The sequence below is a fragment of the Rhizobium sp. Rhizsp42 genome (genome assembly GCF_047304155.1).
Lineage (GTDB): Bacteria > Pseudomonadota > Alphaproteobacteria > Rhizobiales > Rhizobiaceae > Rhizobium.
Genome location: NZ_JBGLYS010000002.1, coordinates 57,415 through 82,634 on the forward strand (window position 1 = coordinate 57,415; position 25,220 = coordinate 82,634).

Below are 25,220 nucleotides of genomic sequence, written 5' to 3' on the forward strand. Positions count from 1 at the left end.
GCTGTTTTCCGGTGCTCCATGAAGCGAATGGGTTCCCTGGCTTCAGTATAGGCGCTCCGCTCAAAGTTGCCATGTCAGAGCATGCAAAAATCGCTCAGAGATAGGGCGAGCCGAGCCAGAGGACCTTGTTCAGCAGGCGTACCGGAAACGGCGCGGACCGCAAGCCTTGCAGCGTTACCGGCGCAGCGGAGCGGATCGCCTCGTCGATATGTTCCTCGATCTCGTTGGCGAAGCCCTCGTTCAAAACTTCGAGATCGATCTCGAAATTCAGCCGCAGCGAGCGCGGATCGAGATTGGATGACCCGACATAGGACCAGACGCCATCGATCGACAGCAGCTTCGAATGGCTGAACGCGCCACTGGCGCGCCAGATGCGGCAATAGTTGCTGACGATCTGATCGAACTGCGCGGTCATCGCCCTGTCGACCAGAACGAGATTGTTGGCGGCGGGAACCACGATATCGACCTCGACGCCTCGGCGCGCCGCCGTCGCCAGCGCGCTGATCAGCTCCCGATCCGGCAGGAAGTAAGGCGACATGATCTTGATCGACGTGCGGGCGACCGAAAATGCCCCCATCAGCATCTTGTGGTTCGTCTCCACCCTTCTGTCGGGTCCTGACGCGACGACGCGCATGAAGACGGGATCACCAGGCTCCCGCTCGGGTGCTGCGATCCGCCACTCGTCGCCGGTCAGCTCCTCGCCGGTCGTGAAACGCCAGTCTTCGGCCGCGATATCGAACAGGTCGGCGACAACGGGTCCGGTGACCATGAAATGGGTGTCGCGCGCGAAGTCCTCGCCGGCGAACTCGCGCGTGAAACCGGCCCGGATGTTCATCCCGCCGGTCAACGCTACCCGGCCGTCCACGATCACGATCTTTCTGTGGGTTCTCAGGTTCGCATAGGGCAAGCGCAGCCCGATGATGACATTGCCGTTGAACACGGAGACGGAAACACCGCCATCCTCAAGGTAACCGAGGATACTCGGCACCGAGTAACGGGCGCCGACGGCGTCAATCAGCACGCGGACCTGCACGCCGCGTTTCGTCGCCGCGATCAGCGCATCGGCGATCCTGAGCCCGATCGGGTCGCGATCGAAAATATAGGTTTCGAGAAGAACGCTTCGCTCGGCACCGTCGATCGATGCCTTCATCGCGGCGTAGCAATCATCGCCGGTTTCGAGCATGTCGATCGTGTTGCCGGTCGCGATCGGGCTGCGGGCCACACGGTCGCCGAGCGTCTGCAGGGCGGCGAAACGACGGCCGAAACCGCTGATGACGATCTCGGCTTCTGCATCGAAGGTTTCCAGTTCATCGAGATCGGCCTGCGGCATCAGCGCGTCGCGGCGCAGGCTCAGGGAGGCGCGGCGGATGCGGTTGATGCCGGCGATCGCGTAAAGCACGGCGCCGACGATGGGGGACAGGACAATGACGCCGACCCAGCCGATCGCGGCGCGCACTTCTTCCTTCGTCATGGTCGCGTGGATTGCAGCGGCAGCCCCCATGAGCAACGAAATAACAAACAGGATATGCGGCCAATAGGTCGATATGAGATAAAACATGCAACCAAGATATAGCGGTAATTCAGGACTGTTCAATCACGCCCTTGGGTGGCACATGCCTGTCACCTTCAGCGAATCTCCGGCATGGTCTGATGACAGTATAATCGCGCCAGCCGCCGCCCCGGAATGCCCGCATTTGGGGCACAATCCGCGCTTTCGTTAAGCATCGTGCTGCAACGCCACATATATTTTTGCAGTGTGTCAGAAATTACTTGAAACAACGCGATTCGTCTGGAACTCTTCAATCAGTATCGCGTTTGAACGATGACATCCCTGCAGTGGAGATCGGCGATGACGGAAACTCAAAGAGAGTGGGTTCAGAAGCGCGCGTATGCGCTTTGGGAAGAGGAAGGCCGCCCCAGCGGGCGTGATCATGCGCATTGGGAACAGGCGATGAAAGAGCGCGCCGCGCTCGAAGGGTCCGCCGCGTCCGCCGATGGCAAGGAAGTCAAGAGCAGAACGAAACGCGCAGCTCCCGAGATCAAGGTGAGTAGCGCGGCCAAGGCGACCAAAAGTGCGCCTAAGAAATCCACGCCGCGAAAGTCGGCATGATCTCTGCAAATTATTGATTTAAAAGGGCGCCTCCAGGGCGCCCTGTTTTCATTTCAGTCACATCTCTGCATTAATTCAGTCGTATTGAATGAATGCCAGAAAGATCTTCAGTTGCAGCGCAATTTCGGACTTACTTAAAAGTGCTGTGGCGGCGGTTCCCAATGGAACAAAAGTGACCTTTTGACGGTTCTCCTGCAAAACTGGGAGAATGGTCATGAACCGCAGCTACTTCGACGTAATTCTCGTTTCCCTCATCGTGGCAGGTTGCTACATGTTCATCGCTCCGGTGTGAAATACAATGCCGACCCTGGTCCTTGCTGCAACGGCTTATCTGGCGCTCGCCATGCTGCTTGTCGTCGTCGTCGACAATCTCGTGGCCTTCTTCTTCCGCGAAAAATCCACTGCAATTTCCGTGCGCCGCTCGGCGTTTGAACGTATCGTGGCTGTTTCACGCTGGTATGGCCGCAAGTAACGACTGGCGGCGATGCCAATCGCCGATATATTTCAACAGGCGGCGCCTGAACGATGACAGAACGACCAGGCGCCTTTCACGGAGGCGCGGATGGCGTATCAACTCTACTACTGGAACGGCATTCAGGGACGGGGCGAGTTCGTGCGTCTCGCGCTCGAGGAAGCGGGTGCCGATTACATCGATGTCGTGAGACACGAGCAGCCGGGCATGGGCACCGATGCCATGCTGGAAACCCTGGATCACGGGTTGAACTCGACGACCGCATTTGCTCCACCTTTTCTAAAGGATGGCGACATCCTGGTTTCGCATGTTGCCAACATCCTCTTCTACCTCGGCCCGAAGCTCGGGCTTGCGCCTTCCGATGAAAAGCTGCGCTTCACCGCGAACGGGCTTCAGCTGACGATCACCGATTTCGTCTCCGAGGTTCACGACACCCACCATCCGATCTCGACAGGGCTCTACTACGAGGATCAGAAGGCCGAAGCGAAGGCCCGTTCCACGGCGTTCATCGATGAGCGTATCCCGAAGTACCTCGGCTATTTCGAGCGCGCGCTGCAACAGAACCCGAGCGGCTCGCGGCACATCGTCGGCTCGGAGCTTTCCTATGTCGATCTCTCGCTGTTCCAGGTGATCGAAGGTCTCTGCTACGCATTTCCGAATGCGATGAAGAGCTACCAGGACCGCTACACCGCCTTGGCCGATCTGCATGCGGCGGTGCGCGAGCGTCCCCGGATCGCCGCCTATCTCGCCTCCCCTCGCCGGCTCGCCTTCAACGAAGACGGCATCTTCCGGCACTATCCGGAACTTGACGCAGGCAACTGATCTCCAATCTAATCCCGGCGGGACATCATCGCGGCCGGACGAGCTCCGGCGTTCGACAAAACTGGGAGATCGTTTTCATGGCACATCTTGCGCAATCGCTTGCGGCAATCAAAATCCCCGATCTGACCGGCAAGGCCGTTCTGATCACCGGCGCCTCGACGGGGATTGGCGCGGCACTCGCCAGGGCGCTTGCAGCTCAGGAGATGAAAGTCGGGATTCACTACAATTCAAGCCGAGATCAGGCGGAAGCGCTGGCCGACGAGATCAAGGCGGCGGGCGGCCACGTCCATCTCGTCCATGGCGACGTATCCAAAGAGGGTGAGACCGAGCGCGTTGTCGAAGAAACCGCCAAGACCTTCGGCCATCTTGATGGCTTGGTGAACAATGCCGGCGGCATGCTCGGCCGCAAGCCGACCTCGGAATTCACCGACGAGCATTATGAAAAGGTGATGGACCTCAACGCCCGCTCCGTGCTGGCCGCCACCCGCGCCGCCCACCCGTGGCTGAAGAAGCAGGGCGGCTTCATCATCAATACCACATCGATTGCCGCGCGAAACGGCGGCGGTGGCGGCGCAATTCTTTACGCCGCCGCTAAGGGCTTCGTCTCCACCATCACCCGTGGCCATGCGAAGGAATTCGTGCCCGACCGCATCCGCGTCAACGCGGTCGCTCCAGGCGTGATCGCCACGCCGTTCCACGAGCGCTACACCAACGACGAGCAGATGGAGATGCAGCGCAAGTCGATCCCGATGGGCTTCGTCGGCACGCCCGAGGATTGCGTCGGCGCCTATGTGTTTCTTGCATCGCCAACACTGTCAGGCTACGTCACCGGCCAGATCATCGAGGTCAATGGCGGACAGTTGATGCCCTGATCTTCAGTGGCGCAAATCGATACGCTTACGCTGTGATCCAAGGAACTTTTGCAGCGCAACAACGTTCCCTGCAGGCTAACAACCAAGCGGGGGCGTTCCATGAGCTTTTCGTTTTCAGAACTCGACTTCCTCAAGCCTGAACTCGGTGCTGAATATACCGGCCAGGGAACGCATTTCGCGGTGTTTTCCGCCCATGCCGAACAGATGGAGCTCTGCCTCTTCTCGCCCGATGGCAAGGAAGAGGTCGCGCGCATGGCGCTGCCAAAGCGCGAGGGCGACATCTGGTCCGGCTACATCGCGGGCGTCGGCCCCGGCACGGTCTACGGCTATCGCGCTCACGGCCCTTACGACCCGCAGGCCGGCCATCGGTTCAATCCGAACAAGCTGCTGCTGGACCCCTATGCAAAGCAGGTGCTCGGCGAACTCAAATGGGATGACGCGCTTTACGGATACACGATCGGCGCCAAGGACGACGACCTCTCTTTCGACGACCGCGATAGCGCCCCTTATATGGTCAAGGGGATCGTGCAGGACCCGGATTTTGACTGGGATGGAGACCAGGCCATCCGCCGGACCTGGACGGACACGATTATCTACGAGGCGCATGTGCGCGGGATGACGATGACACATCCCGATGTGCCCGACGAGCTGCGCGGCACCTTTCTCGGCATGTGCAGCGAACCGATCATCGACCACCTGACCAAGCTCGGCATCTCGGCGATCGAGCTGCTGCCGATCCAGCATTTTCCAAACGATCGCTATCTCCTGGAAAAAGGCCTTACCAATTACTGGGGCTACCAGACGCTGGGCTTCTTCGCGCCGCAGCCGCGATACCTGTCGGGAAGCAAGATCACCGAGTTCAAGACGATGGTGAAGGCGTTCCACGCCGCCGGTATCGAGGTCATCATGGATGTGGTCTACAACCACACCGCCGAGGGCAGCGAACGCGGACCGACGCTCTCTTTCCGCGGGCTCGACAATGCCAGCTACTACATCCTCTCCCCCGACGATCCTCGCCACACCTACGACACGACGGGCACCGGCAACACACTGAACGTTGCGCACCCCATGGTCATGCGCATGGTGCTCGACAGCCTGCGCTACTGGGTCGGCGTCATGCACGTGGATGGCTTCCGCTTCGACCTCGCCAGCACGCTCGGGCGCCAAGACCTCGATTTCGATCGCCAGGGCATCTTCTTCGGCGCGATCCGTCAGGATCCGATCCTGTCGGGCGTGAAGCTGATCGCCGAACCCTGGGATGTCGGCGAAGGCGGTTACCAGGTCGGCGGCTTTCCCCATCCGTTCCGCGAATGGAACGACAAGTTTCGCGATGACACCAGGCGCTTCTGGAAGGGCGACGGCGGCATGGCGCCCGACATCGCGTCGCGCCTGACCGGCTCGCAGCTGCAGTTCAACCACTCCGATCGCGCGGCGACATCATCGGTCAACCTCCTGTCCGCCCATGACGGCTTCACGTTGATGGACACCGTCTCGTTCAATGACAAGCACAACGAGGCAAACGGCGAGGACAATCGCGACGGCCATTCGGACAATCACTCCGACAATATGGGCGCCGAGGGCTCGACCGACGATGCCGGCATCCGCGACGCGCGCGCGCGCCGCCGCCGCAACATGATGGCGACGCTGCTTCTCAGCCAAGGCGTGCCTATGATCGTGGCCGGCGACGAGGTCGGCAACAGCCAGGGCGGCAACAACAACGCCTACTGCCAGGACAACGAGATCGGCTGGGTCGACTGGTCGGGCCTCGACGATCCCTTCCTCGGCTTCTGCCAGAAGATGATCGCGCTGCGCAAAGACCACCCCGAGCTTCGCCAGGAGCGCTTCCTGACGGGTGCCGTCGGCGAGGATGGGCGCACCGAAATCGCCTGGTACCGTCCTGATGGCGAGGAGATGGGTGAAGACGATTGGAACGATCCGGAGCTTCGCCTGCTCAGCGTCTACATGTCCTACAGCGCCAGCACGCCTGACGTCGACAAGAGCGCTGGTGTGTTCATGGTGTTCAACGCCGGCGGAGACTGCGAGGTCCGACTGCCTCAGGTAAACGGGATCGAGGAGTGGAGCCGTGTGCTGGCGACTGGTGCGGACGAGCCATTCATCAGACTTGATGTCAGTGAACCGCTGACCGTCGAGCGCGAAAGCGTGGCCGTGTTCGTGCCGAGGACCAGCTAAGCGAAACCCGAGCGCGCGCAGCAGCGCTGATTTACTTCAACGCTGCGCGTCGCCCTCGTCGAGCGCAGCCATCGCCTCGGCAAGCGCCGCGCGTACCCGCGCGCGCTCCTTGGGATCTAGCTGACCAAGATCGAGGTGCAGGTCGAGCCCCGAAAAATGCTCGCTCATGACACGGATCGCGTGATCCTCGCCAAGCAGCAGGCCATTGACGGCATAGGGCACGATCTCCCGCTGGATGCCCTTCATCGTGATCGGCGGTAGTGGCGTGGCGTCGACAATATCCTGCACCAGCGCATAGGTTTCGTAGCTGATCACGATCTTGCCGCCCTCGGCGATCGATTGCAGGCGGGCGGCCAGATTGGCCTCGGCGCCGATGATCGTATAGTCCATCCGGTCATTGCTGCCGAAATTGCCGACATTGCAGTAGCCGCTATTGATCCCCATGCGCACGACGAACGGCTCTTCGGTGCCGTCGCCGCGCCATTTCGCTTTCAGCTCGCCAAGCCGGTGCTGCATGTCGATCGCCATTTTCAAACAGGCTTTCGCATCTTCCGCCGCCCCATTGGTCTCGGGATCGCCGAAGAAGACAAGCACGGCGTCGCCGATGAACTTGTCGAGTGTGCCGCCATGCTTCAGCGCGATCGCCGACATCTCGGTCAGGTATTCGTTGAGCATTTCCGTCAACGCCTCCGGCTGCAGGCGTTCGGTCGTCGCGGTGAAATCCTTGATGTCCGAGAAGAAGATCGTCAGCCGCTTGCGTTCGGTATGAACCACGACATCCTTCTGGCCACTGAAGATCCCCTTGTAGATCTGTGGCGACAGGTAGCGGGAAATCTTCATCGATATGCTGGCCAGGAATTCGTTGGCGGATTCCAGGTCGCGGTTGAAGCCCTGGATCAATGCCGCCTGCCGTTGCTGCAGCAAAATCAACGCCATGCCGAGACCAGCTGAACAGAGAAAGTAAAGCAGCAGGTATTTGAAGGCGAAGACGTTGGCGGCAAAGGGCTGCCGGATGATGACCTCCTGAATGCCGCGAACGTCGCCAATCTTCCAATCTCTCTTTGGGCTCTCTGGATGCGTGTTATGGCAGGCAACGCAGGCTTGAGCCATGAGCACCGGCGTGACTAGGCGAAACGTATTGGTGAACCCGCTTCTCTTGATATCGCTCAAGGTCTGTTTTGGATCGGCCCGCAGCGCAGCCAGCGAGGCGGTCTCGAAACGGTCGAGATCATGCGGCGCCCGCTTGTTGAACGGCAGGTCGGAAACGAAGCGATAAGTGATGTTCGCCTGCTGTTGCTTGATCACATCTCCAAGCTCAAGAGAGAGCGTCGCGGGTATGGGGATCGCGCCGGGAATGGTGGCGTATTCGTGGGTGACCGGCGTGCCGCTATCCATTCCAGCCGCGTGTGCCGCCAGTATCCGGCCGACGACATTGGTCGCGTAGTAGGAGCGAATGCTTGTTATCAGCGAGCTCATGTCCTGGGCCTGCCGCTTCAGCGCGCTTTGCGAGAGATTGCTGACATCCATCCACACGGCAAGCGGCAAGCCGGCCAGCATCGCGATCACCACGGCGGTGATGAAGTAGCCGTTCTTCCTCGCAATCGAACCATGATCAGCATCGCCTGCCACGCACCACCTCGTTTTCAACACGGACCGTCCTGGTCCGGACGCGAACTTGAAAGACTGAATGCCATGAAGATGCCGTCGCGGGGAATCGGACGATCAGGCGGCGACGCGCTGGAATAATTGCACGGCGCCTGATCAGCGTCGAGCGAGACGGCAACGAAACCTTCGACTTAAGTGGGATCTGCCGCCATTTGCATTCCCGTATGCGAATTCCCATATATTTTGAAGGAAAATCAGGATTCGGCACTGGAAGCTGGCCAAAAGCGCACCGCAATTTACGGAAATCGAACCATAAGCTGTTGCTTTCTGCAACAAAACCCGGTTGCTTAAGAAATTCGACCGGTCGGGTTGATAGGGTGGATGCGGTACGTAAAACAAGACGGCTTGTGAAATGCCACGCTTGGCATCAGGTTCAAATGATGATCACGTTAGCGCGGTGGGGTCGGACCATTTTGAAAAAGCGATGAGTAAAGATCTCTTTCAAGTAAAGTTCTGGGGCGTTCGCGGCAGTATCCCGGTCTCCGGACCTGAGTTCGATCGCTATGGTGGCAACACCTCATGCATCGAGATTCGCTGTGGCGAACACCGTATGATCTTCGACGCGGGCTCCGGCGCGCGCGAGGCCGGGCTCTGCATGCTCAACGAACAGGTCCGCGACGTCGACCTGTTCTTCAGCCACTGTCACTACGACCACATTATCGGGCTACCGTTCTTCAAGGCCATCTACTATCCATCGATCGATCTGCGCATCTGGTCCGGCCATCTCGACGGCAAGATGACCACGCGTGAGATGATCGAGCAGTTCATCAGCCCGCCATGGTTCCCTGTCAAAACCGACATCTGTCAGGCGACGATGAGCTTCCGCGACTTTCGCGCCGGACAGATTCTGGAGCCGCATCCGGGCGTCAGGATCAAGACCTTCATGCTGAACCACCCCGGCGGGGCCATCGGTTATCGCGTCGAGTATCAGGGCCGCTCCATCGCGCTGGTCTACGACATCGAGCACACGCCAGGCACTCATGACCCCGTTGCGCTGGAAATGATGAAGGACGTCGATCTCGCCGTCTACGACTGCACCTACAACGAAGACGAAATGCAGCGTTTCAAGGGCTTCGGCCACTCGACCTGGGAGCATGGTATCGAACTGGCGAAAATGGCTGGCACCAAGCAGTTCGCGCTCTTCCACCACGCGCCATCGCGCACCGATGCGCAGCTGGAAGACATGGAAAAGCAGGCGCAAGCCGCCTTCCCGAGCTCGTTCGCGGCCCGGGATAACCAAGTTCTGGAACTCTAGGCTTCGACCAAAGAAGCCGCCGATTTCCAGGCGACGGCAGGATGGGCGCTTGTCTCGACCAGAAGGTTGGCGAGGAACGCCCAGGCGGTCTCATCATGCACGAGGTGATGCGTGAGAATGCCGATCGGCTCGGCATCATCATCGAAGCGGGCCCGCAGTTCCTTCACCACGTCAACTACCAGCTCGTCATGCGGCCTGCCGCCACGGATTCCGTGCCAGTTCATGATATCGACGTGGGTATTCAGCAGCGGTATCGGGCTTCCCGATTTCGCGCGCCCATAGACGGACAGGACCTCAAGACCAAGCGCCGGCAATCCCGAAATGACCGCGCCGTTGATCCTGTTCCAGGGCGGTACTAGCATCGAGATGAAATGTGGGCCGAACAGCCGTTGCAGAATGGCAAAGCCGTCGCGCAACTCGCCAAGCACGATATCCGGTGCGCGATGGGCGCCGAGCTCCTGCTTCTTCTCGTCAGGGCCTGCGTGGTTGGTATGCGACCATCCATGCAAGGCCACCAGCACCTGCCGCTCATCAGCCAGTCGCGCTGCCAACCGCTCACCGGTGGACGCCGGGATGACGGCGAGCGTCAACGGCACATTGGCCTCCGTAGTGAGCTTCAGCAGCTGTTCCAACGCCGGCGTCGGCTCGATCGCATCGTCGTCGCGAAGCCAGAAGCGGGCGGTCTTGCCCGCTGCCTGCCACCGGTCGAGCTCAGTCCGCAATGGCGTCCAGATGTCGTGAGCCGTCATCATTGTCTTCCTGTGTATCTGCATAAAATCTCGTCGATCGCCTTTGCCGCGATTGCAAGCGATCGTTCGGCCAGCACGAAACGGCGTGCCGCGTTCGCCATCTCGGTGCGTTTCGAGGCATCGTCGAGCAGTTCGCTGATCGCTGAAGCGTAGGCGACGACGTCCCCCTCTGCCGTCAGTAATCCGGTCAAGCCAGACTGGACGACTTCCGGAACGCCCGCCGTGTCCTGAGCGATCACAGGCAGGCAGGCCGCCTGAGCCTCGAGATAGGCAAGCCCATAGGCCTCGCCACAGCCCGGCCATGCGTAGATGCCCGATCTTCCAAGCTCCTGGACGATATCATCGGCGCCACGCTCTCCGAGCCAATCGATTCGTCCGGGCTCGAATATTGAGAAGAGGCGTTCGACCTCACCACTCATCGGACCGTCACCCACGATGGCAAGCGTCCACGGCTTGTCCCTTATCGCGGCGAGCGCTTCGGCGAGCATTGCGTAGCTCTGCATCTTGTCACCGGCGCGCATCATCGCGACGGTGATCAGCCGTGTCGGTTCCGGCGTTGGCTGGAGGCCTTCAAATGCCGCCGTATCGATAAAGGGGGCGAGTGCCGCGATGTGCGCTTCGGGGATTGCCCGCTCAAGACCCTGTCGGTCGCGCCGCGTGAAGCCGATATTGACCGCGGCATCCCGGACCATCACGCCGATCCGCGCCTGATATGGCGCCCAATCGGTCTGATCGCGTTTGGGGGAATAGGATGCTTCCGCGGTGACAAGGGGAACGCCGAATTCCGCGCAAAGTGCCGGTCCGAACGGATCGACGGACTTGTAATAGGGATGATAGCAGAACCATAGATCAGGCTTATTTCCGCCCGCCCACGCAGCCCGCAGCCGCTGCAGTTCAAAGGCCGCCTCGCCTTCGACCTTTGCCGCCGCCTCCGGCGTCGACGCAAAGCTGCGGAATTCGGATACGACGTCGACCGTATGCCCGCCCATTTGCAAGGCGCGGATCAGCAGCCGCGCCATCAGCCGGTCGCCCGAGGGCACCGGATGGTTGGGCGACTTCAGCGGTGCGTAGAATGCTATGCGCATGTGGTCACGCAGTTTGAGACGCAGTGTTCAAGACCGGCCCCTGTGCCCGCCGGGCGAAAGTTTGCTATGGTCTTCATCCTTACGGCTTGCTGACGAACATGTGACGTGCACGGACGGTCGAAAGGCGGCAATAAAACCTCAATTGCCCTATCACTAGTGCAAATGTGATTTGGGTTTCAAGAACGGTATTGAATGGCGAGCGGCGCAGTCAGCAGCATTTTTTCGGAACGCTCGATCAGGCGCGCGCGGCTTGGCTCCGGCCTTGTCATGTTCGCCTTCGCGTTCCTGCATTTCTCCAATCATGCGCTCGGCCTCATTTCCGTTTCAGCAGCCGAAGACGGCAGGCGGTTTTTCACCGCGCTTTGGCGAAATCCGGTCGGCACGCTGGCGCTCTACGGTGCGATCCTCACCCATATCGCGCTGGTCTTACGCTCGATCTACATCCGCCGCAGCCTCGTCATGCCCAAGGGCGAGCTTGCCCAGATCATTCTCGGCCTGGCAATTCCCATCTTGTTGATCGACCACGTGATCGGCACGCGCGTCGTTCATGCGCTCTACGGTTACCGTGACAACTACGAAACCATCATGCGCACGCTGTGGATCACAGCCCCCGGCAACGGGCTACGCCAGGTGGTCGCGCTCGTGTTCGTCTGGTTCCACGGCTGCATCGGCCTCCACTACTGGCTGCGTTATCGCAACTGGTACAACGACATCGCGGCGTCGCTGCTGGTCGTTGCCATTCTCGTGCCGGTTCTCGCCATTCTTGGTTTCATCGAGATGGGCCGCACCATTGCCGAACCGGCTTACGAGGGGATTGCAGATAGTAGTCGCTACGAATCAAACCTCAATTCCCGCTACATGAAGGATCCCGAGGCGATCGCCGAGGTGAGGATGATCCGCACCGGGCTATACGGCTCGTTCGCGGGCGCCTTGTTCCTTGTCGTCGCGGCCAGAACGCACCGCCGATGGAGGGAGCGTGTCGACCAGATCACGGTGCACTACCAGGGTGGTGAAGTGGTGCGCGTTCCGCGCGGCTTCACTGTTCTCGAAGCGAGCCGGCTGGGTGGGATACCGCATTATTCCGTCTGCGGCGGCAAGGGCCAGTGCTCGACCTGCCGGGTACAGGTGCTGAGCAATCTTGAGGTGCTTCCGGCTCCAGACCGGATGGAGCAATCGACGCTGAAGCGGATCAACGCCGCACCCGATGTCCGGCTTGCCTGCCAGCTGCGCCCGACGCAGGACGTGACCGTGGTGCCGCTTCTGCTTCGCGCGACGGAGACCGCGCTGCCCGCCAACACGCAGGAGACGACACCCGGCCGCGAGCGCGAGATCGCCGTGCTCTTCTGCGACATCCGCGACTTCACGGCGCTGACCGAAGATCGCCTGCCCTTCGATATCGTCTTCCTGCTGAACCGCTATTTCGCGCTGGTTGGCAATGCTGTCGAGAAGGCCGGCGGGCGTGTCGACAAGTTCATCGGCGACGGCGCAATGGCGCTCTTCGGGATCGGCACCTCGCCTGAGGAGGCTTGCCGCCAAGCACTGACGGCTGCGGCATCGATCGCGCGCGACATCGAAAAGCTGAGCGAGGAACTGTCGGACGAACTGTCGATGCCGCTGCGCATCGCCATCGGCATTCATACCGGCCCGGCGGTGGTGGGAACGCTGGGCTTCGGCCGCGCCCGCAGCACGACGGCGATCGGCGACATGGTGAACGTCGCCAGCCGCCTGGAAGCCGCCGCGAAGGAGTTTGAGGTTGCGCTTGTCGTCTCCGAACCGGTAGCGGCTCTCGCCGGTGCCGACATGGGCGGGATAGAAAGTCGTGAAATCAGCGTCAGAGGCCGCGCGCTGCCCTTGAAAGTCTATGTCATTCCGCGAGACAAGGCGATCGAACTGCTCGAAGGACAGACCTGATGCCCGGCCAATCGCGGCTGACCGCCAAATACTGGATGAAGCGCTGGCGCAGGATGCGCAACGCGATCGCCCGCAAGCTCTTAGATACGCGCACCGGCCGCCGTGTCCTGATCGAAAGCATCGGGCCGCGCGTCGTCTCGATGACGGTCGATGCCGGCGATCACCTGATGACCTTCTCACCTTCTGACTACATTGGCCGCAAGGTGTTTCGCAAAGGCCATTTCGAGCGCGATCACGTCGATCGCTTGCTGAAGATCCTGCGGCAGCGCGGCCTGTTGCGCGGTGACAGTCAGCTGCTTGAGATCGGTGGCAATATCGGCACGCAGACGGTCTATTTCGCGCTCAGCGGCGCCTATCGGCACATCGTCACGATCGAGCCGGATCCCCGCAATTTTCCGCTGCTGCAGCTCAATCTGCGGCAGAATCGGCTCGACGCGAAAGTTACGGCGGTCAATTGCGCGGCCGGCGACATGTCCGGCGAGATCGATTTCTTCATGAATGCCAACAATCACGGCAAGAGCAGCGCGATCCGGCAAAGCGCCAGCGACACGAAGATCAGCGTTCCGGTCCGGCCGGTGACGGAAATCCTGGCCGACCTTTCGATCGACCCCGCCGCAATCGGCCTGGTCTGGATGGATATCGAAGGATATGAGCCGGTCGCCTGCCGGTCCATGGTGCCGCTGCTATCGCGCCGCGTGCCGCTCTACATGGAGTTCACGCCGAGCTTTTACGGCCCGACGCAGACAGGCGAATTTATCGCCACGCTTGCCGGTTTCTACGATCGCTGCCTTGTCTTCTTCGAAGACGGAGAGAAGGAAATGGCCGTGACGGACCTTCCCGGAGACATCGATCAGTACGACGTGCTGTTCCTGCCCTGATCAACGCCGACGGTAAAGATAGTAGCGGCCTTCCTTGATGCCTGGTGGAAGCGGAAGCGGCTCAAGCTCTGGCCGTTCGATCGGCAGACCACTGACAGCGATCCCTCCCGTTGCCAGAACGCCAACCATCAGTTGCGGCAGCCATGTCAGCGTCACCGCATCGATCTCATCGTGACCGGTGCCAATATCGGCATGCGCGAGAGCAGCACCGATGCCGAGGAAGGCTTGGCCCGATTCGCGGATCTCGCCGGTCACCATGTTCTCGGCCGGAGGCGTCGAGGACGAGTAGGAGCGTACATCGCGGTCGAAGGCGATGATGCGGCGATCGGGAAAGTGCTCGCGCAGATGATCGTAGGTCCGGCCGTTGCCAAGCCCGAACTCAAGCACGGGGCCGTCTATCTTTTGAACGAGATCGACGATGGAATTCAGAATATCACGCTGGGCCGTCAAACGGCGAATGAAGCTGTCGAGGCGGCTCATTTGCGACTGTGTCCGTTCGTAGTTCTTGATTGCGGATGCGAAAGCATCACGCTGATGGGATGAATTCATGCCTTCCGCGAGCGATTGCTGCGAAGCCGATGCTGCACGGTTTCGCAGCCACGCGTTGCAAGCATGGATGTTGGCGACAGAGCTAACGGCAAAGGGTCAAGCGTGCAAGCCGACATGCGCCGACATACGGCAAACTCACATGAAGGTTATCGTCTTCGCGGCCCGCGTGACGGATTGAAATTGGCCAAGATCGGTCCGCGCCGAAAATGCCATTGCCGCAGATCGGCCTGTCTGTTCTAACTCTCTTATGAACGACATTTCCGATGACAGCTTCTTCGCCAGCGTGCCGGTCTTCGATCAATTCGAAGGCGTGACAGATACGAACAATTATCGCCGCCTGCCCGATGATTGGGTGTTGGCGCTTGCCGATATCGTCGGGTCGACGCAGGCGATCATGGATGGTCGCTACAAGGACGTGAACATGGCCGGCGCGAGCGTCATCTCCGCCGTGCTCAACGCGCTCGGCAAGGGCGACTATCCCTTCGTTTTCGGCGGCGACGGCGCAATCGTCGCCCTGCCCGGCTCGATGGAAACGGCGGCGCGTGAAGCGCTTGCCGCCGCGCAGCGATGGGCCGAGGAAGATCTGCAGCTGACACTGCGCATTGCCCTGGTGCCGCTCAGCGACATCAGGCGCGAGGGATTGGACGTGCGCGTCGCACGCTATTCGGCGAGCCCATTCGTCAGCTACGCGATGTTTGCGGGCGGTGGCGGCAACTGGGCCGAGAGGCAGATGAAGGAAGGGCGATACGCCATCGAGCCGGCACCGACGGGCACGCGCCCGGATCTGACCGGCCTTTCCTGTCGCTGGAACCCGATCGAATCCCGCAATGGCGAAATCGCCTCGATCATCGCGGTGCCGGGCGACCGTGGTGTGACGCCGGAATTCAGGCAGCTGGTTAGCGACGTGGTCGCCATTTCCGCCGAACAGAGCCGCGACGCGCATCCGGTACCGGCCGACGGGCCGGCGCTTGGCTTTTCGTTGAAAGGCATCAACCGCGAGGTCCGGGCGACGGCGCCGCATACGGGGCGGCTGCGGCAGCGCATGATCATCATGCTGCAGATCGCGCTCACCGTAATCTTGCACAAGCTGAACCTGAAGTTCGGGAACTTCGACGCCCGGCTCTACAAGCGCGACGTCGCCGGCAATTCCGACTTTCGCAAATTCGATGATGGCCTGAAGATGACGCTCGACATCGATGCGCATCGCCTTGGTTTGATCCGGGCGCTGCTGGAGAAGGCGCAAGCCGATGGCATCGCGCGCTATGGCCTGCACAGCCAGACATCGGCACTGATGACCTGCTTCGTGCCGACGCCGCTATCGCGCGATCATATGCATTTCATCGATGGAGCAAGCGGCGGCTATGCTGTCGCCGCCAGCCAGATGACCGGCAAGACGCTGTCGATCGACGAAGTCACGCCTTGACGATGGTCTCGGCGGCAATCCCCAGCCGCGCAAAGACGTTGCGCGTGTCGACGATCAGCGCGCCGCTTTCGGCAAGACGCTTGTAGTCGACGCCATCGTGATCCGTCGCGATCAGGATCGCGTCATAGCCTGCAAGCACCTCATCGGTAAGCTCTATCGACTTCCGCCCCTTCAGCGCCTGATACTCACGCGTGGACGGGATTTCTGGCACATGCGGATCGTGATAATCCGCGCGGCCACCACGTTCCTCGATCACCTCGATCAGCCGCAAGGACGGGCTTTCGCGAATATCCGCGACGTTCTTCTTGTAGGCGAGGCCGATCATCAGAACGCGCGAGCGGCTGAGCGCCTTGCCGACGCGGATATCCAGCGCTTCCGCGAGCTTGCCGACCACATAGCGCGGCATCGCCGAGTTGATCTCGCCGGCGAGCTCGATGAAACGGGTGGGAAGTTCGTATTCGCGTGACTTCCAGGTGAGGTAGAAGGGATCGATCGGGATGCAGTGTCCACCCAGCCCCGGTCCGGGATAGAACGGCATGTAGCCGAACGGTTTGGTCTTGGCCGCATCGATCACTTCCCAGACATCGATGCCCATGGCCGCGTAGACCGTCTTCAGCTCGTTGACGAGCGCGATATTGACCGACCGGAAGATGTTTTCCGTCAGCTTGACGGCTTCGGCGGTCGCATTCGACGACACCGGAACCACCGTCTTCACGGCAGCGCCATAGAAAGCGGACATCAACGACAGAGCCTCAGCGCCGTCGCCGGCGACGACCTTGGGGATCGTGGCCGTATTGAAATGCTGATTGCCGGGGTCCTCGCGTTCCGGCGAGAAGCCGACGAAGAAGTCGGTTCCGGATTTCAGGCCGGTTTTCTCAAGGATGACCTTCACAACATCATCAGTCGTTCCAGGGTATGTCGTCGATTCCAGCACGACGAGCTGGCCCTTGCGGAGATGCTCGGCGATCGTCCGCGACGTCGCTTCGACGAAGGACAAGTCCGGATCGCGATGCTTGGTGAGCGGCGTCGGCACGCAGATGATGATGACGTCGCAATCGGCAAGGCCGGCAAACTCTGTGGTCGCCGTAAATCGCCCAGCATCGATCTGAGCCTGCAGATCGGCGCTGGTGACCGCATCGATATAGGAGCTGCGCGCATCGATGGCGACGATCTTCTTCGGATCGACATCGAAGCCGGTGACCGCGAAGCCGCTACGGGCGATCGCCATGGCGAGCGGCAAGCCGACATAGCCGAGGCCGATGATGCCGGCGCGTGCCGTGCGGGTCTCGATCTTGTTGGAAAGATCGTCGAATACAGAGGTGCTTTGCAAAGCGGGTCTCGCCTGAAACAGAAAGGAACTCTGATCTAGTGTAAGATCGCGGCGAATTAAACCCGCCAAACGGCATATTGGACAACTGACGCGAACGTGAACACGCGGTGTCATCTGGCAGGGCGTTCGTCGCGGTGTTGCTAAAATGACTCGGCCTCCCGCAGACATTTGACCGAGCAGCGGAATTTGGTCCGCGCCCATTGTCTCGTGCGGATCGCGGACCTATCTAGAGTGTATAACCAACCATCAAAAGGCAGCTTATCAGGCCGCATTCACCTGTGGCCTGACAGGTACCTCCGCCGCTGTGGCGGATCGTTGACACAATAATACTGCTCGTTCATCCTCATTTCGCCTGGCGCACATGGTGTGGCTGGACGATTATCCGACGTTTTTTCGGGGGTGACGCGCCTTATGAGGATATTGGCAGGCATGGGCGCGATCGATACTCGGGTTTCTTCAATTCTACTGGACCGTGTTGCCGAGTGGCTGACGAATTCGTCGCTTGCCGGCGACGATCTCGAAAACATCGTCCGCGGTTTCTGCGAGCGCATCGCGGCTGCAGGCCTTCCGATCGCGCGCGTTCACCTGACTTTCTCGATGCTGCATCCCCTGTACGATGCGCTGAGCTTCACCTGGCGCAGGGCAAGCGGCGTGACGATCGAAGGGTATCGCCATGCGGCGGGGCAGAAGCCTGATCGCTTCCTGCAGAGCCCTTACTATTATCTCCTCGACAACAATTTGCAGCATATACGACGCCACATCCCGGCCGATGGGCCGGTGGAGTTTCCCGTGTTCGCCGATCTGCGCGCCGAGCGGGTCACCGACTATCTCGCCTTCGTGCAGCCTTTCGGCGATGGCTCTGTGCAGGGCATGATGGGTTCGTGGTCGACCGACAGCCACTCCGGCTTTTCCGACGACATGATCGACGCCCTGTTACGCATGCAGAACCACCTCGCCGTTGCCGCCAAGATGGCGGTGCTCGGCAAGCTCGCCAACAACATGCTGACGACCTATCTCGGCGGCGATGCGGGAAAGCGCGTCTTGAACGGCCAGATCCGCCGCGGAGATGGCGAAACCATCCGTGCAGCGCTCGTGATGGGCGATATGCGCCAGTCGACGGTCTATGCCGAGAAGGAAGGCCGCCAGAATTACATCGATACGCTGAACCAGTTCTTCGATGCGATCGCGGCACCTTTCAACCGCAATGGTGGCGAGATCCTGAGCTTCATCGGCGATGGCTTCCTGGCCGTCTACCCCTGCGGCCGCCACAAGGACCCGTCGAAGATCGCCTGTCAGTCGGCCTTGTCTGCCGTTCACCAGGCGCAATCACGGGTGGCCGAGCTTAACAGCGAGCGACAGGCCAATGGCCTCGGCAAGATTGCCTACGGCATCGGCCTGCATGTGGGTAACGTCATGTTCGGCAATGTCGGCTTGAAGGACAGGCTGACATTTTCGGCCTTTGGTTCCGCCGTCAATGAAGTCCAGAGGTTGCAATCGCTGACCAAGAAATATTCGCGAGAGGTCGTCGCGAGCCAGGCCTTCGCCGGCTATTGCGGTGGCGAATGGACGACGCTGGGCGAGGAAAAGCTGCGCGGCGTGCGCCAGAAGATCACGGTGCTGCAGCCGCATGCGCCGGCCCCGCATCCGCATACCGAGCAGAGCTTCCACGACGTGCCCCAGGACGCCCTGTCGGAGGCAGAGCAGGTCATCCTCCTGCACCGCGATGCGCGCAAGCACGCCAAGGCGCCAACGGCCGACAAGTTCATGCAGTAACCGCTCCGCCCAAACCGTCTGTGGATGGCCGGATAAAAATGCTGAAATGCCCCCAATTTCAATGTGTTCGTCATCAACTGGACACCCTGATTGCCGTACGCTAGTGTCTTCGTAACGGGAACGAAGAAAACTGGGGAATTTCATTGGTATGGCGTCCGCGTCCGATCTGCTGCGCATCGAAAATCTGGATATCTCATTCTCGGTTTTCGGCGACAAACTGCGTGTCGTAAAGAACGCGAATTTGCGCATTTTGCCCGGCAAAGTGACGGCGCTGGTTGGCGAGTCCGGTTCGGGCAAGTCGGTCATCAGCCAGAGCATCATGGGTATCCTGCCCAACCCCGCGCAAGCGTCGGGAAGCATTCTCTTCACCGACCCTCTTGATGGGAAAGCCACCGATATCCTGAAATATTCGCGTGACAGCGAAGAGATGCGCGATCTGCGCGGGCGCCGCATGGCGACCATTTTCCAGGAGCCGATGACATCGCTGTCGCCGCTGCACACGGTTGGCAACCAGATCAGCGAGTCGCTGCTGATCCATACGGACGCAACGAAGAAGGAAGCGCGGCAGAAGACAGAGGAGATGCTCGGCCTTGTCGGTTTCGCCAACCCGAAGCGCACGTTCGACATGTACCCCTTCGAGCTCTCGGGCGGCATGCGCCAGCGCGCCATGATCGCCATGGCGCTCATCTGCAACCCTGCCCTGTTGATCGCTGACGAGCCGACCACCGCGCTCGACGTGACGATCCAGGCGCAGATCCTCGAACTGCTGCGCGATCTGCAGCACAAGCTCGGCATGGCGATGTTGTTGATCACCCATGATCTCGGGGTCGTCGCCAACATGGCCGACGAAGTCGTGGTGATCTACCATGGCGAGATCATGGAAGCCGGGCCGGTGGAATCGATCTTCCGTAATCCGCAGCACCCCTATCTCAAGGGCCTGATGGCGGCCGTTCCGCACTTCGACATGAAGGAAGGCGAGCGGCTGAAGGCGCTGCGCGACGTTCCAGTCAATCTCGAATCCCTCGTCGGCAAGAAAAAGGCCAAGGTGGCGGCCGAGGGACCGGAAGTGTTGCTGTCGGTCAACAATCTGACCAAGACCTTCAAGACACGCAACCGCGGCCTGTTCGGCATGCGCGATCACGCGGGCGTTCGCGCGGTCGACGATGTCAGCTTTGATATTCGTCGCGGCGAATGCCTCGGCCTCGTCGGTGAATCCGGCTGCGGCAAGACCACCGTCAGCAAAATCCTCATGCGGGCGATGTCGCCGGATAGCGGCTCGGTAATCTTCAACGACGGCAAAGATGTCGTCGATGTCCTGTCCGTCACCGGCGACGATCTGCAGGAGCTGCGCACCAATATCCAGATGGTCTTCCAGGACCCAGTGTCGTCGCTGTCTCCACGCATGACCGTTCGCAATATCCTCAGCGAGCCGCTCGAGATCCACGACCGCGGCGACAGCGCGGAACGCAATCGCAAGGTCGAAGCGCTGATGGGCGCGATTGGGCTGGATAAGCGCTATCTCAACCGCTACCCGCACAGCTTCTCCGGCGGCCAGCGCCAGCGCATCGGGATCGCGCGCGCTCTGGCACTCGGGCCGAAGCTCATCATTCTCGACGAGCCCGTCTCGGCACTCGACGTTTCGGTGCAGGCGCAGATCCTCAATCTCCTGAAGGATCTCCAGAAGGAACTGGGGCTGACCTATCTGTTCATTTCGCACAATCTGGCCGTGGTCGATTACATGGCCGATCGCATTGCGGTCATGTGCAAGGGCCGCATTGTCGAGATCGCGCCGCGTGAGATCATCCTGCGCGATCCCGTCCACCCCTACACCAAATCGCTCCTGGCAGCTGTCCCCTTCCCCGATCTCGACCGTCCCCTCGACTTCGAGGCGTTGCGCAAGAACGGCGCTGCCGACAAGCAGAATTGGGGCGTGACCTTTACCGCCGAACATGACGACGCATCGGAACTCGACTATGCCGATCTCGGCAACGGGCATTTCGTGCGCGCGCGAAAAGGCGCCGATGCTAGGGAGTTGCGCGCATGGTAACGCGTCGTGGTTTCATCGGCGGATTGGTTGGCGCGGCGATTTCGCCATCACTGGCGAAAGCAGTGGAAGATCGGGATATCGAGCCCGAATTCCTGCGCGACTGGCTGCGTGCAGATCGCATCCCGCCGATGGTGGAGCGCCTGCCGACCCATCCGAGGATCATCAACATGAAGGCCACCGGGCGGCAGCCCGGCGTCTATGGCGGCACCGTGCGCACCATCATCGGCAGCGCGAAAGACATCCGCTACATGACGGTCTACGGCTATTCCAGGCTGATCGGCTACGACACCAAGCTCCAGTTCCAGCCCGACATCCTGATGGGCTTCACCTCGGAAAACGACTCCGTCTTCACCTTCCATTTGCGCGAGGGACATCGCTGGTCCGACGGATCGCCGTTTACGGTGGATGATTTCCGCTATTGGTGGGAAGACGTCATTCTCAACAAGGACTTGACGCCGGGAGGCGGCGCGCTGGAGCTTCGTCCACACGGAAACCTGCCGCGCTTCGAGGTGCTCGACCCCGTCACCGTGCGCTACACCTGGGATCGGCCGAACCCGAACTTCATGCCGGCGCTTGCCGGCCCGCTGCCGCTGGTCATCTACGGGCCGGGGCATTATCTGAAGCAATTCCACAAGAAGTATCAGGACGACTTTCGTCTTTCGGCGCTGATGAAGCAGAACCGGGTCAAGAAATGGGCCGATCTGCACATCAAGATGTCGCGCGCTTCTCGCCCTGAAAACCCCGATCTGCCGTCGCTCGATCCCTGGGTCAACACCACGCCGCCGCCGGCCGAGCAGTTCGTCTTCGTGCGCAATCCGTTCTTCCATCGGATCGATGAGAACGGCGTGCAGCTGCCTTACATCGACCGGTTCATCATGGGTGTCAGCTCGTCCTCGATCATCGCCGCCAAGGCGGGCGCGGGTGAATCCGACCTGCAGGCCACCGGCGTAGACTTCAACGATTACACCTATCTCAAGGATGCGGAAAAGCGCTTCCCCGTGAAGGTCAATCTCTGGAAGCAGGTGCGTGGCTCGCGAGTGGCCTTGCTGCCAAACCTCAACTGCGCCGACGACGTCTGGCGCAAGCTTTTCCGCGAGACGAGCTTCCGGCGCGCGCTTTCGCTCGCGGTCGACAGGCACGAGATCAACATGGTGGCGTTCTACGGCCTCGGCAAACCGAGCGCAGACACCGTTCTGCCGGATAGCCCGCTGTTCAAGCAGGAATATGCCGACGCCTTCATCGCCCATGATCCTGATGAAGCCAACCGCCTGCTCGACGAACTGGGGCTGACCCAGCGCGACAGCGAAGACATCCGCCTGCTGCCCGACGGGCGCCGCGCCGAGATCACGGTGGAAACGGCCGGCGAGAGCAATCTCGATACCGACGTGCTCGAACTGGTGCGCGATCACTGGCGCGAAGTGGGCATTGCGCTTTACACCCGCACCTCGCAACGCGACGTCTTCCGTGACCGCGCCATGAGCGGACGCATCATGATGTCGATCTGGTTCGGCATCGACAACGGTGTGGCGACCGCCGACATGTCGCCGAGCCAGCTGGCGCCGACCATGGACGACCAGCTGCAATGGCCTCTCTGGGGCATGTATCATCTGTCCGCCGGACAGGCTGGAACCGCGCCTGATCTGCCGGAGGCCGAGCAGCTCGTCAGCTTGCTCAGCCATTGGGGCGCGACCTCTCATTTCGAGGAGCGCCAGGCGATCTGGCACCAGATGCTGTCGCTCTACACGCAGCAGGTCTTCTCGATCGGATTGATCAACAGCACGCTGCAACCCATTCTGAAATCGGCGAAATTGCAAAACGTGCCGGAGCAGGGCCTCTATGGCTTTGACCCGACATCCTATCTCGGCATCTACATGCCCGACACCTTCTGGTTCAAGGAGGCCTGAGCGATGTTGAGATATATCCTCTGGCGCATCGCCGCCATGGTGCCCACGCTGTTCATCATCTCGGCGCTGGTCTTCACCATCATCGAACTGCCACCTGGCGACTTCTTCGAAAGCCAGATCGCCGAATTGCGCGCGCAGGGCGAGAACGCCAACCTGCAGGAGATCGAGGAACTCAGGAAACAGTACGGTTTCGACAAGCCGGCCGTGGTCCGCTATTTCTACTGGGTCGGCGGCATGCTGCATGGCGACTTCGGCTATTCGTTCGAATACCAGCTCCCGGTCTCCGAAGTGGTGGGCGACCGGCTGTGGTTGACCATTCTGGTCTCTTTCGCGACTATCCTTTTGACCTGGCTGATCGCCTTTCCGATCGGCATCTATTCCGCGACCCATCAGTATAGCTGGGGCGATTACGGCCTGACGCTGTTCGGCCTGCTCGGCATCGCCATTCCGAACTTCATGCTGGCGTTGATCCTCATGTATTTCGCCAACATCTGGTTCGGGGTTTCGATTGGCCACTTGATGGACCAGAAATATCTCGCAGAGCCGATGAGCTGGGAAAAGGCGAGATCGATCCTCTCGCATCTGTGGATCCCCGTGATCATCGTCGGCACAGCGGGCACCGCAGGCATGATCCGGCGGCTGCGCGCCAATCTGCTCGATGAGATGCAGAAGCAATATGTGGTGACTGCGCGCGCCAAGGGTCTTCATCCATTGCGCGCACTGCTCAAATATCCGCTGCGCATGGCGCTGAACTTCTTCGTCGCCGATATCGGCTCGATCCTGCCTTCGATCATATCGGGCGCGGAAATTGTCGCGATCGTGCTGTCGCTTGAGACCACCGGCCCGATGCTGATCAAGGCGCTGCAGAGCCAGGACATGTATCTCGCCGGCTCGTTCCTGATGTTTCTGGCCTTCCTGAATGTCATCGGCGTGCTGATATCGGACATCGCCCTCGGCTTCCTCGACCCGCGTATTCGCCTCCAAGGCAGGAGCACCAAATAATGTCGCCCTTGCCCCCACCCGGCGCACCGATGCCGCACTATGTCTCGACCGCGCCGTTCGATCCGATGGCGACCGAAACCATGACGGCGGCGCAATCGCGCATCCACCTGGCTTCGCAAAAGCAGCTGATGTGGTGGAAGTTCAAGCAGCACCGCCTGGCGCTGGCCTCGGCGGTATTCCTGATCGCCGTCTACCTGATGATCATCGTCGTGGAATTCGTGGCGCCCTACGGGCTGCACACCAAGAACGTCGATTTCATCCACTCTCCGCCGCAGCGTGTGCACTTTTTCAATGACGGCAAGTTCGTCGGCCCGTTCGTCTATGGCCGCACCATGTCGCTGGATATGGACACGCTGCACCGGCTCTACAGCGACAAGCCAGATGATGTGCAGCCGATCCGCTTCTTCTGCCGCGGCGACGCCTACAAGTTCTGGGGCGTGTTCGATTCGAACCTGCATATGGTCTGCCCTGCCGAGGGCGGACAGATGTTTCTGCTCGGGACCGACCGGCTGGGGCGCGACGTGCTTTCGCGCATTCTCTACGGCGCTCGCATATCGCTGACGATCGGCCTGATCGGTATCTCGATCAGCTTCTGCCTTGGCATCGTCATCGGCGGCCTTGCGGGCTATCGTGGCGGCGTGTTCGACCTGATCGTGCAACGCCTGATCGAAGTGCTGCAATCTCTCCCGAGCCTGCCGCTGTGGATGGCGCTGGCGGCGATCATGCCGGTGACGTGGAGCCCGCTTGTCATCTATTTCGGCATCACCATCATTCTCGGCATTATCGACTGGACCGGTCTGGCGCGCGCCGTGCGCTCCAAGCTGCTGGCATTGCGTGAGGAGGATTATGTGCAGGCTGCGCAGCTGATGGGCGCCAGCACTTCGCGCGTGATAGGGCGGCATCTCGTGCCGGGCTTCATGTCGCACCTGATCGCCTCGGCAACAATTTCCATTCCGAGCATGATCCTGGGCGAGACCGCGCTGAGCTTCCTCGGGCTTGGCCTGCGTCCGCCGATAACCAGCTGGGGCATTCTGCTGACGGAAGCCAAGAGCGTAAGTGTTATTGCGTTCTATCCGTGGTTGCTTTTCCCGATTATACCTGTGGTCTTGGTGATTTTGGCGTTCAACTTTCTGGGAGACGGGTTGCGCGATGCGGCTGATCCCTACAAATAACGGCCTGCGGC

The 25,220-nt window shown here is 60.5% G+C and carries 21 protein-coding genes; 14 read left to right on the forward strand and 7 right to left on the reverse strand.

The window, feature by feature from the left end:
• Nucleotides 1–94: 94 nt before the first annotated feature.
• On the reverse strand, nt 95–1,558 hold the full coding sequence (locus ACCD05_RS03055) for a phospholipase D-like domain-containing protein (RefSeq protein ID WP_112949387.1): 1,464 nt from the start codon (nt 1,556–1,558) through the stop codon (nt 95–97).
• Between the two features lie 291 nt (nt 1,559–1,849).
• On the opposite strand from ACCD05_RS03055, the gene ACCD05_RS03060 reads away from it, so the two are divergent.
• Entirely contained in the window at nt 1,850–2,110 is a 261-nt protein-coding gene (locus tag ACCD05_RS03060; RefSeq protein ID WP_112949388.1) for a DUF2934 domain-containing protein, read from the forward strand.
• A 75-nt stretch (nt 2,111–2,185) separates the two neighbouring features.
• Here the strand turns inward: ACCD05_RS03060 and ACCD05_RS03065 are convergent, their stop codons facing one another.
• Entirely contained in the window at nt 2,186–2,326 is a 141-nt protein-coding gene (locus tag ACCD05_RS03065; RefSeq protein WP_413391107.1) for a hypothetical protein, read from the reverse strand.
• An 82-nt stretch (nt 2,327–2,408) separates the two neighbouring features.
• Between ACCD05_RS03065 and ACCD05_RS03070 the strand changes: the two genes are divergently transcribed.
• The 4 genes from ACCD05_RS03070 (at nt 2,409) to glgX (ending at nt 6,466) form a co-directional block, all read left to right on the forward strand.
• Nucleotides 2,409–2,582: a hypothetical protein gene (locus ACCD05_RS03070; protein ID WP_413391109.1), complete on the forward strand. Its 174-nt coding sequence runs from the start codon at nt 2,409–2,411 to the stop codon at nt 2,580–2,582.
• 90 nt (nt 2,583–2,672) lie between these two features.
• A complete protein-coding gene (locus ACCD05_RS03075; RefSeq protein ID WP_112949389.1) occupies nt 2,673–3,404 on the forward strand; it encodes a glutathione S-transferase in 732 nt (243 codons plus the stop codon).
• Between the two features lie 77 nt (nt 3,405–3,481).
• Complete coding sequence (locus tag ACCD05_RS03080; protein ID WP_112949390.1) at nt 3,482–4,276, forward strand: SDR family oxidoreductase; 795 nt, start codon at nt 3,482–3,484, stop codon at nt 4,274–4,276.
• A 99-nt stretch (nt 4,277–4,375) separates the two neighbouring features.
• Nucleotides 4,376–6,466: a glycogen debranching protein GlgX gene (gene glgX / locus ACCD05_RS03085; protein WP_112949391.1), complete on the forward strand. Its 2,091-nt coding sequence runs from the start codon at nt 4,376–4,378 to the stop codon at nt 6,464–6,466.
• 36 nt (nt 6,467–6,502) lie between these two features.
• On the opposite strand, the gene ACCD05_RS03090 is transcribed toward glgX, so the two are convergent.
• Nucleotides 6,503–8,023 carry an adenylate/guanylate cyclase domain-containing protein gene (locus ACCD05_RS03090; RefSeq protein ID WP_413391234.1) on the reverse strand — a complete coding sequence of 507 codons (1,521 nt, stop codon included), beginning with the start codon at nt 8,021–8,023 and terminating at the stop codon, nt 6,503–6,505.
• A gap of 532 nt (nt 8,024–8,555) precedes the next feature.
• On the opposite strand from ACCD05_RS03090, the gene ACCD05_RS03095 reads away from it, so the two are divergent.
• The gene (locus tag ACCD05_RS03095) at nt 8,556–9,386 is read left to right on the forward strand and encodes an MBL fold metallo-hydrolase (RefSeq protein WP_112436644.1); all 831 of its coding nucleotides are present in this window, start codon (nt 8,556–8,558) and stop codon (nt 9,384–9,386) included.
• On the opposite strand, the gene ACCD05_RS03100 is transcribed toward ACCD05_RS03095, so the two are convergent.
• Both ACCD05_RS03100 and ACCD05_RS03105 read right to left on the reverse strand, forming a co-directional pair.
• Nucleotides 9,383–10,135 carry a polysaccharide deacetylase family protein gene (locus ACCD05_RS03100; RefSeq protein ID WP_112949392.1) on the reverse strand — a complete coding sequence of 251 codons (753 nt, stop codon included), beginning with the start codon at nt 10,133–10,135 and terminating at the stop codon, nt 9,383–9,385. The genes ACCD05_RS03095 and ACCD05_RS03100 overlap by 4 nt on opposite strands.
• The gene (locus tag ACCD05_RS03105) at nt 10,135–11,220 is read right to left on the reverse strand and encodes a glycosyltransferase family 4 protein (RefSeq protein WP_112949393.1); all 1,086 of its coding nucleotides are present in this window, start codon (nt 11,218–11,220) and stop codon (nt 10,135–10,137) included. Before ACCD05_RS03105 ends, ACCD05_RS03100 begins: the two co-directional genes overlap by 1 nt.
• Nucleotides 11,221–11,412: 192 nt before the next feature.
• On the opposite strand from ACCD05_RS03105, the gene ACCD05_RS03110 reads away from it, so the two are divergent.
• Both ACCD05_RS03110 and ACCD05_RS03115 read left to right on the forward strand, forming a co-directional pair.
• Complete coding sequence (locus tag ACCD05_RS03110) at nt 11,413–13,131, forward strand: adenylate/guanylate cyclase domain-containing protein (RefSeq protein ID WP_112949394.1); 1,719 nt, start codon at nt 11,413–11,415, stop codon at nt 13,129–13,131.
• On the forward strand, nt 13,131–14,009 hold the full coding sequence (locus ACCD05_RS03115; protein WP_112949395.1) for an FkbM family methyltransferase: 879 nt from the start codon (nt 13,131–13,133) through the stop codon (nt 14,007–14,009). Before ACCD05_RS03110 ends, ACCD05_RS03115 begins: the two co-directional genes overlap by 1 nt.
• Here the strand turns inward: ACCD05_RS03115 and ACCD05_RS03120 are convergent, their stop codons facing one another.
• The gene (locus ACCD05_RS03120; protein ID WP_111560949.1) at nt 14,010–14,489 is read right to left on the reverse strand and encodes a class I SAM-dependent methyltransferase; all 480 of its coding nucleotides are present in this window, start codon (nt 14,487–14,489) and stop codon (nt 14,010–14,012) included.
• A gap of 316 nt (nt 14,490–14,805) precedes the next feature.
• Between ACCD05_RS03120 and ACCD05_RS03125 the strand changes: the two genes are divergently transcribed.
• The gene (locus tag ACCD05_RS03125; RefSeq protein WP_112949397.1) at nt 14,806–15,981 is read left to right on the forward strand and encodes a DUF3095 domain-containing protein; all 1,176 of its coding nucleotides are present in this window, start codon (nt 14,806–14,808) and stop codon (nt 15,979–15,981) included.
• Here ACCD05_RS03125 and ACCD05_RS03130 read toward each other — a convergent pair.
• Nucleotides 15,971–17,311, reverse strand: coding sequence for a nucleotide sugar dehydrogenase (locus ACCD05_RS03130; RefSeq protein WP_112949398.1), 1,341 nt, complete (start codon nt 17,309–17,311; stop codon nt 15,971–15,973). The two genes, ACCD05_RS03125 and ACCD05_RS03130, sit on opposite strands and share 11 nt — an antisense overlap.
• A 429-nt stretch (nt 17,312–17,740) precedes the next feature.
• Here ACCD05_RS03130 and ACCD05_RS03135 point away from each other — a divergent pair, with 429 nt between their 5' ends.
• From ACCD05_RS03135 to ACCD05_RS03155, 5 genes are all read left to right on the forward strand, one after another.
• Nucleotides 17,741–19,084: an adenylate/guanylate cyclase domain-containing protein gene (locus ACCD05_RS03135; protein ID WP_112949399.1), complete on the forward strand. Its 1,344-nt coding sequence runs from the start codon at nt 17,741–17,743 to the stop codon at nt 19,082–19,084.
• 148 nt (nt 19,085–19,232) lie between these two features.
• Complete coding sequence (locus ACCD05_RS03140) at nt 19,233–21,131, forward strand: ABC transporter ATP-binding protein (protein ID WP_112949400.1); 1,899 nt, start codon at nt 19,233–19,235, stop codon at nt 21,129–21,131.
• A complete protein-coding gene (locus ACCD05_RS03145; protein ID WP_112949401.1) occupies nt 21,125–23,035 on the forward strand; it encodes an ABC transporter substrate-binding protein in 1,911 nt (636 codons plus the stop codon). Before ACCD05_RS03140 ends, ACCD05_RS03145 begins: the two co-directional genes overlap by 7 nt.
• Nucleotides 23,036–23,038: 3 nt before the next feature.
• A complete protein-coding gene (locus tag ACCD05_RS03150; protein ID WP_047504155.1) occupies nt 23,039–24,037 on the forward strand; it encodes an ABC transporter permease in 999 nt (332 codons plus the stop codon).
• The gene (locus tag ACCD05_RS03155; protein ID WP_162717986.1) at nt 24,037–25,209 is read left to right on the forward strand and encodes an ABC transporter permease; all 1,173 of its coding nucleotides are present in this window, start codon (nt 24,037–24,039) and stop codon (nt 25,207–25,209) included. Before ACCD05_RS03150 ends, ACCD05_RS03155 begins: the two co-directional genes overlap by 1 nt.
• Nucleotides 25,210–25,220 lie beyond the last annotated feature (11 nt).

Excerpts from the sequence above, each read along its gene's own strand:
- ACCD05_RS03055 (WP_112949387.1), bottom strand. The coding sequence starts at position 1,558 with ATGTTTTATCTCATATCGACCTATTGGCCGCATATCCTGTTTGTTATT.
- ACCD05_RS03060 (WP_112949388.1), top strand. The coding sequence starts at position 1,850 with ATGACGGAAACTCAAAGAGAGTGGGTTCAGAAGCGCGCGTATGCGCTT.
- ACCD05_RS03065 (WP_413391107.1), bottom strand. The coding sequence starts at position 2,326 with ATGACCATTCTCCCAGTTTTGCAGGAGAACCGTCAAAAGGTCACTTTT.
- ACCD05_RS03070 (WP_413391109.1), top strand. The coding sequence starts at position 2,409 with ATGCCGACCCTGGTCCTTGCTGCAACGGCTTATCTGGCGCTCGCCATG.
- ACCD05_RS03075 (WP_112949389.1), top strand. The coding sequence starts at position 2,673 with ATGGCGTATCAACTCTACTACTGGAACGGCATTCAGGGACGGGGCGAG.
- ACCD05_RS03080 (WP_112949390.1), top strand. The coding sequence starts at position 3,482 with ATGGCACATCTTGCGCAATCGCTTGCGGCAATCAAAATCCCCGATCTG.
- glgX (WP_112949391.1), top strand. The coding sequence starts at position 4,376 with ATGAGCTTTTCGTTTTCAGAACTCGACTTCCTCAAGCCTGAACTCGGT.
- ACCD05_RS03090 (WP_413391234.1), bottom strand. The coding sequence starts at position 8,023 with ATGCTGGCCGGCTTGCCGCTTGCCGTGTGGATGGATGTCAGCAATCTC.
- ACCD05_RS03095 (WP_112436644.1), top strand. The coding sequence starts at position 8,556 with ATGAGTAAAGATCTCTTTCAAGTAAAGTTCTGGGGCGTTCGCGGCAGT.
- ACCD05_RS03100 (WP_112949392.1), bottom strand. The coding sequence starts at position 10,135 with ATGACGGCTCACGACATCTGGACGCCATTGCGGACTGAGCTCGACCGG.
- ACCD05_RS03105 (WP_112949393.1), bottom strand. The coding sequence starts at position 11,220 with ATGCGCATAGCATTCTACGCACCGCTGAAGTCGCCCAACCATCCGGTG.
- ACCD05_RS03110 (WP_112949394.1), top strand. The coding sequence starts at position 11,413 with ATGGCGAGCGGCGCAGTCAGCAGCATTTTTTCGGAACGCTCGATCAGG.
- ACCD05_RS03115 (WP_112949395.1), top strand. The coding sequence starts at position 13,131 with ATGCCCGGCCAATCGCGGCTGACCGCCAAATACTGGATGAAGCGCTGG.
- ACCD05_RS03120 (WP_111560949.1), bottom strand. The coding sequence starts at position 14,489 with ATGAGCCGCCTCGACAGCTTCATTCGCCGTTTGACGGCCCAGCGTGAT.
- ACCD05_RS03125 (WP_112949397.1), top strand. The coding sequence starts at position 14,806 with ATGAACGACATTTCCGATGACAGCTTCTTCGCCAGCGTGCCGGTCTTC.
- ACCD05_RS03135 (WP_112949399.1), top strand. The coding sequence starts at position 17,741 with ATGGGCGCGATCGATACTCGGGTTTCTTCAATTCTACTGGACCGTGTT.
- ACCD05_RS03140 (WP_112949400.1), top strand. The coding sequence starts at position 19,233 with ATGGCGTCCGCGTCCGATCTGCTGCGCATCGAAAATCTGGATATCTCA.
- ACCD05_RS03145 (WP_112949401.1), top strand. The coding sequence starts at position 21,125 with ATGGTAACGCGTCGTGGTTTCATCGGCGGATTGGTTGGCGCGGCGATT.
- ACCD05_RS03150 (WP_047504155.1), top strand. The coding sequence starts at position 23,039 with ATGTTGAGATATATCCTCTGGCGCATCGCCGCCATGGTGCCCACGCTG.
- ACCD05_RS03155 (WP_162717986.1), top strand. The coding sequence starts at position 24,037 with ATGTCGCCCTTGCCCCCACCCGGCGCACCGATGCCGCACTATGTCTCG.